Origin of the sequence: Halolactibacillus alkaliphilus (assembly GCF_900115465.1) — a bacterium.
Taxonomy (GTDB): Bacteria; Bacillota; Bacilli; order Bacillales; family Amphibacillaceae; genus Halolactibacillus; species Halolactibacillus alkaliphilus.
Genome location: NZ_FOWN01000010.1, coordinates 1 through 14,438, shown reverse-complemented (window position 1 = coordinate 14,438; position 14,438 = coordinate 1). Strand labels below are relative to the sequence as shown.

Here is a 14,438-nt window from a genome sequence, read left to right as displayed (position 1 = left end):
ATACTTAAAAAAACAGTTGGTCGATAACAGATAAATAATCAACCAAAGCAGGGTATCCCGACGGTATAATAGCGCCTTCTGACTTAATAACGTCATAAGGAATAGATTTTCTTCCGTCTTTGAATTGACGATGCCAGTACGGAAAAAGTTTCACTGCGGGAAACATATATGATTCATTATAAGCCTGGAAACGAATAATGACAAAACATATCCCTTCGTGCTTAACAACATGTTCCATATGCTCAATTTGATGAGCATGAAAATTACTAAGGGGAAAAGAGCCTTTATTCCGTGTTTCTTTCGCTTCAAAATCAAGGTATTTTCCTTTGTAGAGGCCGTTGTAATCCGTTGTAGAGGCCTGTTTAAAGTACGCTTCTTTAATCACAGCGGCACTCCGCTTAGGATAATCAACCTTTACTATTTGGACGGGTGTTGGCTTTTTGTGGACAACACAGCGGCCGCGATTCAAATAATAGCGATTTGTTTCATCAATATCTTTTTCAAGAGTCATCCCGCGATTACTAAATTGGTCTTGGGGTTGCTTGTTTGTTACGTGATGGTTTGTATAGACCTTTTTACCGTTTGGGTAATTCAAAAAACATCCCTCCTGCTTAAAAAATATCATATCAAAAAAAGAATCATTGGCTAGCGAAAAATACTATTTTAAGGCTTTTGACTGATAAAACACTAGAAAATCATGGTGTGTTAATCCTAAAAAGTTGAGTCCTATGCCCCTGTTATTATAACATATAAAACGTACGTTTGCATGTGAGTAGATGATGCGAAAGACAGCACACATTCAGGCGCCCTCTTGATTGTCAATAAGGGCGATCCATGCTAAAGTATGAATCAAGAGGTGAAGCGTCATGTCTGTTTTATCACAAACAAAAACAATGGATCAAATCAAGCAAGCTTGTTTTAGTCGCTACAACGATAAAGGTACGTCAGTTAGATTAAATGATAGAGAAGCATTTAAACATATACAAAAAGAAGTGACACCACATTTCTTCTTATTTGAGGAATGGGAAAAGGCCATACTTCACGATATCAGGTCCCATGCCCTCCCACTCCACCCATCACTCATACAGTCTACCCGAGAAAATATGGAATTAATCATCATGCACAGTTTTTATCATGATACAACCGATGCGCGATTTAATGAGTTGGTAAAATCAGTTGATGTTGTATTTGATATGGTTTTAAGGGAGTATCAACATGACTAAAGTGCTATCAGTGACGGGGTATAAATCATTTGAACTTGGCATTCGACTAGAACAAGACCCGCGCGTGACCATTATCAAAAAAGCAATAGAGAAAAAATTAATAACGTTAATTGAAGAAGGATTAGAATGGGTGATTGTTTCGGGGCAATTAGGTATTGAACTTTGGTGTGTAGATGTCTGCTTGGCTTTACAAGAAGACTATGATATAAAAATAGCTATTATCGCACCATTTGATGAACAAGATAGTCGTTGGAAAGAATCAGATAAAGAAAAATATCAATCACTTATACTCGCTGTGGATTATTATAATGCACTGTATCAGGGGGGCTATAAAAACCCCGGCCAATTTAAGATGAAGAATCAGTTCTTTCTTAATAAGGCTGATGCCAGCCTAATATTAGTTGATGAAGACTTCCCAGGAAGTGTATCATTTTATCTTGACACAATAAAAAAAGAAGATGAACATCCCCGGTTTTATATTACACCGCTAGATTTAGAAGAAGTCAGTCGTGAACTACAAGAATGCACGGCTATTTATGATGACTATTGACCGATGGTATGTTCGTCACTATAATTATAGCAGAAGTTTGTTATAATAAAATAAGTGGATAAAAACAGAACAACCTTTATTATACAACGAGGTGAAAAAATGGAAAATAAGCACACGCAATTATCAACTAAAGATATTCTAGACAAAGAATTTAAAACGTCCATGCGCGGATATAATCAAGAGGAAGTTGATGCTTTTTTAGATATCGTTATTCAAGATTATGAAGCGCTTGAGTCAAGAATTAGAGAATTAGAAGAAGAACAATCGCGCGCGTCTTCTAGAAAAGTAGAGGAGCCTGTGAGACCGAGGGTTCAAGCGACAAATCACCAAGCGAATTATGATATTTTAAAACGGGTATCCAACCTAGAAAAAGCCGTATTTGGTAAGAAGTACGCAGACGATTAATCAAAGGAAAAGATTTCTATGTGTCAAATGCAATAAAATGTGTTATACTATTTGAGAAAAAATAAAATGAAATGAATGTTTTGGTAATCGCTATAAACGCTTGTTTATAGAGGAAAGTCCATGCTCACACAGGCTGCGATGCCTGTAGTGTTCGTGCTTGATGAAAAAATAAATCAAGGCAGTCACATTTGTGATTGACGGCAGGGAAGGACGCTAAGTCTTCGGATATGCGTTCAGGTACCTTGAAAGTGCCACAGTGACGAAGTCAGGCGGGAAACCGACCTGAGTGGAACGAGGTAAACCCCACGAGTGAGCAACCCAAATTTTGGTAGGGGCATCTTGGATTAGGGAATTGAACCGAAACAAGGACATAGTGATCTATGTAGATAGATGGTTACCGCTAGAGTACGAGGCTGACCACCGTTTGTAGTGCTTTAGAACAGAACATGGCTTATAAAACATTCATTGGTCATTTATTTTAATCGATGAACCTTCCTATGACTACATGGTCGTTGGAAGGTTTTTTAATCATAATGAGGTGGATAATATGAAAAAAGTTCGTTTATTGGCAACGGCAGCAATGGGACTGGAAGCGCTTGTCGCAAGAGAAGTAAAAGATTTAGGTTATACCGATGTTACAGTTGAGAATGGCAAGGTGATGTTTGATGCTGATGTAAGTGCCATTCCGCGTTTAAATCTGTGGTTAAGAACGGCAGATCGGGTAAAAGTCATCGTTGGGGAATTTGAAGCAAAGACGTTTGACGATTTATTTGAACAAACAAAAGCATTAAACTGGGAAGATTATATTCCTGAAGATGGCGCTTTTCCTGTCATTGGGAAATCAGTAAAATCAAAGCTTTACAGCGTGCCCGATTGTCAACGGCTCGTAAAAAAAGCAGTCGCTGAGAAATTGAAACAAAAACATGGTGTCGCAATTAATATGCCAGAAACAGGTGCGATGTATAAAATCGAAGTGGCCTTATTAAAAGATAAAGTGACATTGACCCTGGATTCCTCAGGTAGCGGTCTACATAAACGTGGTTATCGATTGCGCCAAGGTGAAGCGCCGCTAAAAGAAACGCTCGCTGCTGCTCTTGTTATGCTAACAAACTGGAAACCAGATTACCCACTCGTTGATTTATTTTGCGGGTCAGGTACGATTTTAATTGAAGCCGCGCTCATTGGGCAAAACATTGCGCCAGGTTTTAACCGTGAGTTTGCTAGTGAAGCGTGGGATTTTATTCCGGGTGAATTATGGGAACAAGCTTTTGATGAGGCGGAAAAATTAGCTAATTATGACCAACCATTAGATATTACAGGGACAGATCTTGATCCTAAAATGATTGAAATCGCAAAAGACAATGCTGTTGAAGCAGGATTAGCCGATTTAATAACATTCAAGCAGATGCAAGCTCGGGATTTTCATCCGAAAAAGGACAATGGTTATTTGATCACAAATCCTCCATATGGTGAGCGTTTAAATGAAGAGGACGAAGTGAAACAAATGTACCGTGACTTAGGAAAGTCCATGGCGTTAAATTCGACTTGGAGTAGCTATGTCTTGACATCTCATGAACAATTCGAGAAACTCTTTGGTTTAAAAGCAACGAAAAAACGTAAGCTTTTTAACGGTTTTATCAAAGTCGATTATTATCAGTACTTCGGTAGACATAATAAGTAGGAGGAATGAAGATGACAGCAGTCACTGTTGAAGCATTCAAAGACTATTTAAAGAAGATTAAAAGTTATGAAGAAGCACTTCATTTAATGGCATGGGATTTACGGACAATGATTCCAAAAAAAGGTATGGATCAACGATCAGAAGTCATTGGTCAATTATCTGAAACGATTCATACATTAAAAACATCTACTGAGATGAAGCACTTTCTTGATGAGCTGCCGCCACAGGTTGAAGATGATCCGGTGATGAAACAATTGTTAAAGGTCTGTCAAAAAGATTATGACCGCGATTCGAAAATTCCAACGGCCGAATACACGGCGTTTGTGACGCTTCGTTCCAAAGCAGAGACGGTATGGCAAGAAGCGCGCGAAAATGATGACTTTTCATTACTGGCGCCATACTTAGAAAAATTGATTGACTATAACCAACGTTTTAGTACCTACTGGGGGTATCATGACAAACCTTATAACGGCTTGCTTGACCAATATGAGCCAGGTTTAACGACAGATGTATTAGATCCTGTTTTTGAGAAGTTAAAGCATGCGTTATCCTCGCTTGTGTCTAAAATTAGCGCGTCGTCCGTTGAGGTTGATGCAGGTCAGTTGTTGCACTATTTTCCTAAAGATGCCCAGCGAGCATTTAGTTTAAGCGTTCTTGATAAGATGGGCTATGACTTTGATGCTGGTCGCTTGGATGAGACGATTCATCCTTTTGCGATTGGCATTAATCAAAACGACGTGCGGGTAACTACACGATACGATGAATATGATTTTAAAACGGCAATCTTTGGTACAATTCATGAAGGTGGTCATGCGCTTTATGAACAAAACATTGATCCGGCGTTTGCTATGACGCCACTTGCTGAAGGCACGTCAATGGGGATTCATGAATCTCAATCGCTTTTTTGGGAGAATTTTGTTGGTCGAAGTCAAGTGTTCTGGGAGAGTCAGTATAAAACGTTTTTATCATATGCTCCAGAAGCTTTTCAAACTATTGAATTTACCGAATTTTACAAGGCGATTAACGAAGTAAAACCAAGCTTTATTCGAATAGAAGCAGATGAGCTGACGTACGCGCTGCATATTATTATTCGTTATGAATTAGAAAAAGACTTAATTCAAGGGACACTTCAGGTGAAGGATTTACCGGAAGCATGGAACGATAAGATGGAAAGCTATCTAGGGATTCGGCCAACGTCAGATACGTTAGGTGTCTTACAAGATATTCACTGGGCAGCGGGAGATTTTGGCTACTTCCCGACGTATGCTTTAGGCTATATGTATGCAGCTCAATTGCATGATGCGATGAGTCAAGAGATTAATATACCTATGATGATTCAAAGCAATGATTTTGAGCCAATGAAAGCATGGTTAATTGAGCATGTGCATCGTCATGGCCGTATGAAAGAACCTTTAGACATTATTAAAGACGTGACGGGTGAGGGGTTAAATCCATCTTATCTGATTCAATATCTAACGGAGAAATATCGAGCGATTTATGGTTGGGATTAAATAAAGAAGCACCTATTACCAACTGTTTAAGTTGACAATAGGTGCTTTACAATAAAAAAAGAACGTTTGTTCTTGTAACGGTGTGCCCGCTTCTATATAATGAAAGATAAAGTAATGAGCGCTATATAAAGGTGGTCGAGTAGATGGTAGGACGATTAGAAATATATTTAGATCATTTATATGCTAAAGGTTTCAAACTCTCAGAGGCAGATATTAAGTTTATATATTTTGGTAAACAGATTACAGCGGCTCATGATGATACGATTCGGCTGGCGATCGAATACACATTGAAGTTAACGTTTGGATTTGATGGCTCTTTTTTCGTGAATCTACTTGAGCACCTAAATGAACAACACATCACGACAAGATCCGATGTTGAGGCCTATTTGAAAATTAAGAACATGATTGAATAACGGTTGTTTCGGTAAGTAAACCTTTTCGAGCCAAAGCATCTGCGCGTTTGTTCTCTTTATCGGGTATCCATTTGATAAAAACGTGGGGAAAGTACCCCATGAGCTCTTTAATTGCGTCATAGTATTTAAGAAAAGTCGAATTTTTTGTATATGCTTTTTCGACTGTGTCAACAACAATTTGAGAGTCAGATCGAATAGAAAGAATTTCACTTTGGTAGTTATCTTTTAATGTGGTAAGGGCAAAGAGTAAAGCGTGAAATTCCGCTTCATGATTGGATGCCTCACCAATATATGTATAGCCTTCAATACATACGTGTTTATTTTTAGCGATAAAACTCGCAGCACTTTTACCGTTCTCGCCTAATGTGGCTCCGTCAATATATATTTCTAACATAACATAACCTCTTTATCTCTTTGATCAATTTTTTTACACATAATGATTTTTTTACGTACCTGTTTACATAGTCAATTACCCACCACTTAAACGCTAATGCGTTTTGAAGTGGGGGCTTGTAAAAGCCCTAATTTTAAAAAGCGATGAACCATGTCACCGCTTAAGTTAAGATAGATTTAGCTTTGGTCAAAATAATAGCGAATGTTATTAGAAAAGTCAAGCACTAAAGGACTTAGAAAAGAGGGAAAATAGATGAATCAATCCGCCGTATTAGACGCCATTCGTCAGCTCGTATATAACCGCTTTTATGATGATACGTCTGGTCATAATTATGACCATATGATTCGTGTAAGTAAAATGAGTACTTATATAGCGAAGCAAGAAGGTCTTGATCCGTTTTTAGCGGAAGTCATTGCTCTTACGCATGACTTTTACGATGATAAGTTGGTTGATAATGTTTTAGCGAGTAAAAATGACTTAATCAATCATTTAAAACAGTTGGAATTTAGCGAGGAGACCATCACATGTATCATTGATGCGATTGATGTGATTTCATTTCGCCATCATCGTACAGCAACGACACTGTTGCAACAAGTAGTAAAAGACAGTGACCGTTTGGATGCTATCGGAGCGATGGGTGTTATTCGAACCATCCAGTATGGGACGACACATCAACGGCCAATAGAGGATACAATGCAACACTTTGATGATAAGTTGTTTCATTTGAAAGATCTCCTTCACACAGCAACAGCAAAAAAAATAGCCGAAAAAAGGCATCAGTTAATGCGTGATTTTTATGAGGCTTATTACGAAGAACGTGACTTTTTATATTAACGAAATACATAAAATTTATACGTTTATTTAGGTGAGCATTTAATGTATAATGATTTTTAATATATTTTAAAATAAGGGGTTTTATCATGTCTGTAAATGAACAACAATACTTAGATTTATGTCGCCATGTGTTAGATAATGGTGAGAAAAAGTCCGATCGAACAAATACCGGTACATATTCAGTCTTTGGCGCTCAAATGCGCTTTGATTTAGCGGAAGGCTTTCCGTTACTTACGACAAAAAAAGTGAATTTTAAATTGATTGTATCTGAACTATTGTGGTTCATTCATGGTGATACGAATATTCGTTATTTACTTGAACACAATAATAACATTTGGAATGAATGGGCATTTAAACGTTGGGTAGAAAGCGCGGAGTATACCGGTCCTGATATGACGGATTTCGGTAACCGTGCGCTTGTTGATGAAGCGTTTAACGCGCAGTATAAGCAAGAAATGGCCACCTTTAAACAACGTATTTTAGAAGATGATGTATTTATGCAACAATATGGTGATTTAGGTCCAGTATACGGCAAACAGTGGCGTCACTGGCAAACATCACAAGGCGAAGCCATCGATCAGTTAAAAGATGTCATTCATAGCTTAAAGACCAACCCGGATTCTCGACGCCACATCGTCACTGCCTGGAACCCAGAAGATGTTCCAAGTAATATGGCCCTGCCACCGTGTCATGCAATGTTTCAGTTTTATGTCGCAAACGGTAAGTTAAGTTGCCAATTGTATCAACGCAGTGCAGACATCTTTTTAGGTGTACCGTTTAATATCGCAAGCTATAGCCTTCTTGTGCACTTAATTGCGAACGAAGCAGGATTAGAAGTTGGTGAATTTATTCATACGCTTGGAGATGCGCATATCTATCTAAACCACCTTGACCAAGTAAAAGAACAGCTCTCACGTGAGATGTACACTTTACCGAAGATTAACGTCACAGCTGGAAAGAGCTTATTTGATTTAACGGTTGACGATATAACGCTATTGGATTATCAATCACATCCGCCGATTAAAGCACCAATTGCTGTTTAGGAGGAATTTAAATGATTAGTTTAATTGCCGCTCATGGCAGGGATTTTGTGATTGGAAAAGACAACTGGATGCCGTGGGAATTACCACGCGACTTGCAATTTTTTAAAAACAAAACACTTGGAAAAACGATTGTGATGGGAAGAAAAACATTTGAGAGCTTTAAAAAGCCATTAAAAGACCGTCATCATATTGTCCTTACCCGTCAAACGGATTTTACTTATCCGGGAGTAGACGTGTATCACGATATTGATACGTTAAAACACGTATTAAAAGCGCGCCATGATGAGATCATGGTTATTGGTGGGGGGGAAATATACGAACAATTTCTACCAATTGCTGATCGATTATATATTACGTATATCGATGCGGCATTTTTGGGGGACACGTATTTTCCGAATTATCGTGAAGCGGGTTTTGTTGAAACGCTAAAGAAGCAAGGCATAAAAGATAGTGATAACCAATATGATTACTACTTTATACAGTATGACCGACAATAGACGAGCAAAACCGTGAAGGAGCGTGAAAGAAATGGGCAAAAGTTTTTATCAATATATGATGCGTTATCGAGGGATGAAACAATTAACCGATGAGAAAAAACTAGCGGATTGGATGTTTGAAGATCATGACTTTCCACGTCAATCTGAAAAATATGATGAAGTGAGTCGTTATTTAGAATGGAACTTACCTTTTTCTAATGTCATGAGTGTATTTGATGCACTATGGTATGACTATCTAGAAACGCGTCGTTAATAGATTAAAGAGCTGGATTGTTACATTCAGCTCTTTTTTCAATAAAAATATAATGAGGTGAGGTAAATGAAAATATTGCATACGGCTGATTGGCATTTAGGAAAGATTGTGAATGCCGTGCATATGACAGAAGATCAAGCATATGTGCTTGACCAATTGTTTGACATTATTGATGTGGAACAACCAGATTGTGTCGTGATTTCAGGTGATATTTATGACCGCTCAATCCCGCCAAAAGAAGCGGTGGACTTATTTGACCGAACAATCACAAAGCTGAGCAGGCAATATAATATCCCGGTGCTTGTAACGTCGGGCAACCATGACAGTCCAGATCGATTACAGTTTGGGCGTGCGTTATTTAGAGACAACCATTTATATTTTGAAACGAAATTAACAGCTACTATTGAACAGGTAACATTAAAAGATGAGCATGGTCCAGTGACGTTTCATTTGATTCCGTTCTTTGAACCGAATGAAGTCAGGTATCACTATAAAATTGATGAAATGTTAACGCATCACGAAGCAATGGAAGTCGTTGTAAAGTGTATTCGGGAGCGCATCGACTTATCACAGCGTCACGTCATTTTAGCCCATGCGTTTATCGCAGGAGGAATGGAAACAGATTCTGAGGAACGTTTATCGATGATTGGTGGCAGTCCTTATGTCGATCAATCCGTGTTTGACGGATTTGATTATGTTGCCTTAGGACACTTACATCAACCCCAACAAGTAAAAAGCGTAAACGTGCAGTATAGTGGTTCGCTATTAAAATATTCATTCTCAGAAGCTCGACATAAAAAGTCAGTGACTGTCGTTAACCTAGAAAAAAAAGGTGACGTAACAATTCAAAGACGACTGCTTACACCTAAACATGACTTAAGAATCATCGAGGGTACTTTTCATGATTTAATGACAACAACCGAGGTGAGTGATGATTATTTATTGGTACGTTTAGATGATACAGAAGAAGTCATCGATCCAATGGCAGATTTACGAAAGAAATTCCCTCATATTTTGCGACTAGAATATAAAAGGACGCACCGTGATGTTGCATTAGATGAACTCGACCAAACACCTGTGACTGAACGCATGAGTGATGAAGCGCTGTTTGAACATTTTTACAAAGAGATGACCGGTGAAGCGATGACAGAAAGTGAGCGTGTATTGTTGTTAGAAGGACTGACGCACATTAAAGATCAAGAAAGGGGGCGCTAATCTTGCGGACACGTTTACTAGAACTTCAAGCCTTTGGTCCATATAAAACCAAACAAACCCTTGATTTTACGACACTCGGCGATGAGTCGCTATTTTTAATTACTGGACCGACCGGCGCGGGGAAAACTACGATTTTTGATGCAATCTGTTTTAGTTTGTACGGTAAAGCAAGTGGAGCTGATCGAGATCACGACACACTCAGAAGTGACTTTAGCAGTCATGAAACGGAAACGTTTGTCCGCTTTACTTTCTCAGTAAAGAACGAAACGTATCGTGTTCTTAGAAAACCAAAACAATGGATTCCAAAACTACGTGGAGAAGGGTTAAAAGAAGAACCTGCCACAGCGGTGTTAGAAACATTGATTGATGGTACCTTCGTTGTGACTGAATCAAAAATTAATGATGTGAATGATAAAATCAAAGCGATCCTTGGTCTTGACTATGATCAATTTTTAAAGATGATTATGATTCCTCAAGGAGAATTCCGTCGATTGATTAGTGAAAATTCACAAGAGCGAGAACAAATATTACAAAAACTCTTTCAAACAGTACGGTATGCTTATTTACAAGACTATTTTAAAGAGCAATCAAAACAAGAAGAGCAAGCGTTGAAAGACTTAAATAGCGCCCTAGATTTTGAGTGGCAACGTATTCCTTGGGATGACCTCGATGAGATAGAGCAGCTAACGACAATGGATCGTGTGCAATTATTAGAAATGAAATTAAATAATACTTTAAATTTGATCAATCAAAATGAGACAAAACAAACAGAGTTAAAGGAAATTATCCAACAAAAAAACGATAACCTTCAACGACAAACGCAACTTGTTGAAGTGTTTAATGACTATGAAACAAAAAAACGAGAATTAACCGTCTTATTAGAAAAAGCGCCTGATATCACTGAAAAAAGACAAATCCTTGAGGCAGCAGAAAAGGCAACAAGGCTTGATTATTATTATCAAGATTACCATAACAGAAAAAAAGAGGTTGAGAAAAAAGTAGCTGAACGTGATGCAATCCTGGAGAAAGTCGGTAAGGTTACACAAGCCTATGACCAACAAAAGGTACACTTTGATGCTCTTGTCGCCAAGAAAGATGCTTTTGAATTGATAAAAGATGATTTAAAAGAAGCTTCAAAACAACGTGAAGAATGGTTGATCTATGAGAAGAAGATTGACGAAGTTAAAGCACAAGGCAACCAGTTGCGTGAATTAACAGAAGCATATGAAGAGAAACAGTCGGCTGTTGTAGCTTTGACAACGGCTATTAAAGATAAAGAACAGACATTAAGAGAGCGCCATGAAGTCGAAACAAGCTATTTGAAAGCGCACAATGAACTGGAAAAACAAACAGCCTTGCTTGGCGTAGTGGAAGAAGCGTTAAACGAGGAACGAGCACTCAGCGAGTTAAGAGAAACATATAAGCAACAACAAACAAAACTGCAGTCATTTGTAGCAGCTGTATCAGAAGCGAAAAAAATAGAATCAGACACCGAAAAGCGCTGGCGTGATGGTTATGCCTACCGGCTCAGTCAAAGCTTAACAAGCGGTGAACCTTGTCCTGTCTGTGGGTCACCTGAACATCCAGGTGCTTTGCATACGCGTGTTGAGCTTGTTTCTGATGCTGTTTTAAACATGGCTAAAACTGATCGCGAACAAAAAGAACAAGCACTCAATGATAAACAGGCGCAGTTAGCGGAGCTAAAATTAAAAGGTACCTATCAACGCGAGAAAGTCGATCATTTACTAAAAGGTGTCGTTGAAGACTTGCAGTCAAGTCCAACCGCTACGGAATTACTCGAGTGGATTCGTGCGCATAAAGAAAGGTTAACGGCTATTAAAGTCAACGTGAAACATTTAGAACAAAAACAACGTACTCTTCAGAAGTTAGCCAAAACACTAGAAGTAGAATCAACACAACAAGTGACATTAGAAGCCGAATTAAACGATATGACAGATGCGATCGCAAAAGCAAAAGAGGTCTTTCATAAGCTTGAAACAGAATGTGACTTATTAAAACAGCGGTTGCCTATTGATAAGATGACGTATCTTCAGTTCGAAGCGCGTTTTAAAGACAAGCAAGCAAAGCTTGAGATGTTTAACAGAGAATATGAAAAAGCAGAACAGAAATGGCACCAACTTCAGACTGATAAACAGACACTAGAAACGGAGCTGAAAAGTTTCACCAGTTACTTAAAAGAACTGCGTGAAAAAGAGGCTGAGCGCCTCCAAGCCTTTGAACAACAATTAGTGGTATCAGCCTTTAAAAATGACGCGGCTTTCTTAGAGGCACGTCAACCAGAGAACGTACGTGAGTCTTTAAAGACTCACATTCAAACCTTTGACGAACAGCGTCAAACGTTAGCGGTTAAAATAAAGACGTTGACTGAGAGAATTAATCATCAACCAAAGCCAGATATCGCGCCGCTTAAAGCAGCGATCGCTCAACTTGACGAGAACTATAACACGCTCATAAAAGAAACGACGAGATTGGAAGAACTTCACACCTTACTGTTGAGCGTTCAAGATAAGGTCAAGGAGCAATTAAGTGAAATAAATAAAGCTACACACAAGTTTCAAACGGTTAAGAAATTGGCCAACTTAAGTCGCGGTGACAATCATCTCAAGCTTTCGTTTGAGCGCTTTGTGTTATCGAGCTTTTTAGACGCTATTCTATTAAAAGCGAACCAGCGGTTAGTGGAGTTAACCGACTACCGCTATCAATTAAGACGTAGTCATGAAATCGCTAAACGTGGTGCGCAAAGTGGCTTAGACTTAGAAGTGATTGATCACCATACATCCAAAGTACGCTCGGTTAAAACACTCTCAGGTGGTGAAGGGTTTAAAGCGTCACTTAGTTTGGCACTCGGTATGGCTGATGTTGTTCAAGCCTATAGTGGTGGGATTCAACTGGATACGCTCTTTATCGATGAAGGGTTTGGTACGCTTGACGATATTTCACTTGAACAAGCGATTAATACATTAAAGGGATTAAGTCAGAAAAATCGTATTTTAGGGATAATTTCGCATGTGCCACAGCTAAAAGAAGAAATTTATGCTAAACTAGAAATAACCACATCACCCAGTGGGTCTGATGCGGCGTTTACGTTTTAATAATTGAGAATGAAATGAGGGATTTATATGAGTATGCCATTATCATTAGAATGGACATTAGTGACGGAAGGAAAAGAGTATCGCCTTCAAGAAGAAGAAAATCATTTTACCTTAACGCTGGAAGGGTATCGCTTATACCCCCTCCATGAACGGATTGAAATTAGACGTCACCTTACTTCTGATCAAATTGGATTTGGAGAAATAAAATCACTCACCTTTACTGAAAATAAAACAGAGATTCTTTATCAACTAGTGTCGCTTCATAGTGTTAATTAAGACTTTTATGTCAAAAAAGATTATTTCTTGCGCTTGCCCAGGAAATAATCTTTTTTAATGGATCGTTATTTCCCCGGCCTAATAAAAAAAGAAAACTATCTGGTTGTTATCAACGGGGACGTTTCTCTTGGCTTTCGCATATAGTAAGGTAAAAGGAAATAACGAGGTGAGACTATGAGTGCTTATTACCCAAACGGTCCGTATGCCGCTTATCAGCCCTACTATTACTACCCTTATCAATCACCAACTCAAAAGTTAACCAAACCAAAAACATTGACCAATATGACTGCAACCTCTCAAGTTACGAAGCAATTAAAAGATTTACCCCAATATTTAGATCAGCTGCAACATGTGTTAAAAACGACACAATCCTTTGTCCCTTATATTAAACAATACGGTCCCCTAATAAAAAGTTTACCGGAATTAATTCAAGTGTTTAAGTCTGATGATAAAGTTTCTGAAACAAACCCTAAAGCCCCTGTGAAAGTAGCGGAGTTAGATAGACCTAACGAATTGAATTTTTTAACTAAACCGAGCGAAGACATCGACTATGTGGATGAGCATATTCAATCTGAAGGTCTTCAACAAAGTAGTGATATACGCCCAAGTTGTTTAACTATCGAGGCGTTTGAAGAGATTGTCGAGTCTAATGGACCAGCGCTATTTATTTAATCCGTTTTGATCACGTAATATACCGAAGGTCTATTGAACTACCCCCACCTAACATTCTCACGAATGTTTGAGGAAGGGGATTCCATAAGGACACCCTAAAGGCAACCCATGCTCATTCAACTAAGCATAGGATTTTCTACTCTCCAACCGCCGCAAACCTATTTTCTCAACATCTGTTAAAGCATGTTGGGGAAATAGTGTGTTCCAGGAACACAACTTGCTTTGGTCGAATCGTTCCGTCTGGTAGAACACATGGGTTCTAACAAAAGACAGGGTACGCATCATATACGCCCATTGCGTCCAATGATGTAGACCTTGTTTCTGCTCCGGAACAAGCGAATACAACATCGGTGGGAGT

At 38.6% G+C, this 14,438-nt stretch carries 17 protein-coding genes and 1 other RNA gene; 15 read left to right on the top strand and 3 right to left on the bottom strand.

Features of this window, described 5'->3' with window-relative positions; all coding sequences use genetic code 11:
* Positions 1-4: 4 nt before the first annotated feature.
* Positions 5-595, bottom strand: coding sequence for a Holliday junction resolvase RecU (gene recU / locus BM163_RS05915; RefSeq protein ID WP_174787621.1), 591 nt, complete (start codon positions 593-595; stop codon positions 5-7).
* A gap of 271 nt (positions 596-866) precedes the next feature.
* Here recU and BM163_RS05910 point away from each other — a divergent pair, with 271 nt between their 5' ends.
* The 7 genes from BM163_RS05910 (at position 867) to BM163_RS05880 (ending at position 5,783) form a co-directional block, all read left to right on the top strand.
* Positions 867-1,223 carry a DUF1798 family protein gene (locus BM163_RS05910; RefSeq protein WP_089801168.1) on the top strand — a complete coding sequence of 119 codons (357 nt, stop codon included), beginning with the start codon at positions 867-869 and terminating at the stop codon, positions 1,221-1,223.
* The gene (locus BM163_RS05905) at positions 1,216-1,773 is read left to right on the top strand and encodes an SLOG family protein (protein WP_089801166.1); all 558 of its coding nucleotides are present in this window, start codon (positions 1,216-1,218) and stop codon (positions 1,771-1,773) included. The genes BM163_RS05910 and BM163_RS05905 overlap by 8 nt, the downstream gene beginning before the upstream one ends.
* A 99-nt stretch (positions 1,774-1,872) precedes the next feature.
* Positions 1,873-2,178, top strand: coding sequence for a cell division regulator GpsB (gene gpsB, locus BM163_RS05900; protein WP_089801164.1), 306 nt, complete (start codon positions 1,873-1,875; stop codon positions 2,176-2,178).
* Positions 2,179-2,253: 75 nt separating this feature from the next.
* Positions 2,254-2,637, top strand: an RNA gene (rnpB, locus tag BM163_RS05895) — RNase P RNA component class B.
* Between the two features lie 88 nt (positions 2,638-2,725).
* Positions 2,726-3,859, top strand: coding sequence for a THUMP domain-containing class I SAM-dependent RNA methyltransferase (locus BM163_RS05890; protein ID WP_089801162.1), 1,134 nt, complete (start codon positions 2,726-2,728; stop codon positions 3,857-3,859).
* A gap of 11 nt (positions 3,860-3,870) precedes the next feature.
* On the top strand, positions 3,871-5,370 hold the full coding sequence (locus BM163_RS05885) for a carboxypeptidase M32 (protein ID WP_089801160.1): 1,500 nt from the start codon (positions 3,871-3,873) through the stop codon (positions 5,368-5,370).
* A gap of 143 nt (positions 5,371-5,513) precedes the next feature.
* Entirely contained in the window at positions 5,514-5,783 is a 270-nt protein-coding gene (locus BM163_RS05880) for a DUF6123 family protein (RefSeq protein ID WP_089801158.1), read from the top strand.
* On the opposite strand, the gene BM163_RS05875 is transcribed toward BM163_RS05880, so the two are convergent.
* Entirely contained in the window at positions 5,764-6,177 is a 414-nt protein-coding gene (locus tag BM163_RS05875; protein ID WP_089801157.1) for a ribonuclease HI family protein, read from the bottom strand. The genes BM163_RS05880 and BM163_RS05875 overlap by 20 nt on opposite strands.
* 252 nt (positions 6,178-6,429) lie before the next feature.
* Between BM163_RS05875 and BM163_RS05870 the strand changes: the two genes are divergently transcribed.
* The 8 genes from BM163_RS05870 (at position 6,430) to vrrA (ending at position 14,080) form a co-directional block, all read left to right on the top strand.
* A complete protein-coding gene (locus BM163_RS05870) occupies positions 6,430-7,011 on the top strand; it encodes an HD domain-containing protein (protein ID WP_089801155.1) in 582 nt (193 codons plus the stop codon).
* A gap of 86 nt (positions 7,012-7,097) precedes the next feature.
* Positions 7,098-8,054 carry a thymidylate synthase gene (locus tag BM163_RS05865; protein ID WP_089801153.1) on the top strand — a complete coding sequence of 319 codons (957 nt, stop codon included), beginning with the start codon at positions 7,098-7,100 and terminating at the stop codon, positions 8,052-8,054.
* A gap of 11 nt (positions 8,055-8,065) precedes the next feature.
* Complete coding sequence (locus BM163_RS05860) at positions 8,066-8,551, top strand: dihydrofolate reductase (RefSeq protein WP_089801151.1); 486 nt, start codon at positions 8,066-8,068, stop codon at positions 8,549-8,551.
* 31 nt (positions 8,552-8,582) lie between these two features.
* A complete protein-coding gene (locus BM163_RS05855) occupies positions 8,583-8,804 on the top strand; it encodes a YozE family protein (RefSeq protein ID WP_089801148.1) in 222 nt (73 codons plus the stop codon).
* A 66-nt stretch (positions 8,805-8,870) separates the two neighbouring features.
* The gene (locus tag BM163_RS05850; RefSeq protein ID WP_089801146.1) at positions 8,871-10,019 is read left to right on the top strand and encodes an exonuclease SbcCD subunit D; all 1,149 of its coding nucleotides are present in this window, start codon (positions 8,871-8,873) and stop codon (positions 10,017-10,019) included.
* Between the two features lie 2 nt (positions 10,020-10,021).
* Positions 10,022-13,132, top strand: coding sequence for an SbcC/MukB-like Walker B domain-containing protein (locus BM163_RS05845; protein ID WP_089801143.1), 3,111 nt, complete (start codon positions 10,022-10,024; stop codon positions 13,130-13,132).
* A 27-nt stretch (positions 13,133-13,159) separates the two neighbouring features.
* Positions 13,160-13,408: a DUF2584 family protein gene (locus tag BM163_RS05840; protein WP_089801141.1), complete on the top strand. Its 249-nt coding sequence runs from the start codon at positions 13,160-13,162 to the stop codon at positions 13,406-13,408.
* 174 nt (positions 13,409-13,582) lie between these two features.
* The gene (gene vrrA / locus BM163_RS05835) at positions 13,583-14,080 is read left to right on the top strand and encodes a VrrA/YqfQ family protein (RefSeq protein ID WP_089801140.1); all 498 of its coding nucleotides are present in this window, start codon (positions 13,583-13,585) and stop codon (positions 14,078-14,080) included.
* A 120-nt stretch (positions 14,081-14,200) separates the two neighbouring features.
* Here vrrA and BM163_RS13875 read toward each other — a convergent pair.
* Positions 14,201-14,438: hypothetical protein (locus tag BM163_RS13875; RefSeq protein WP_220083665.1), on the bottom strand; the 238-nt coding region annotated here is incomplete at its 5' end.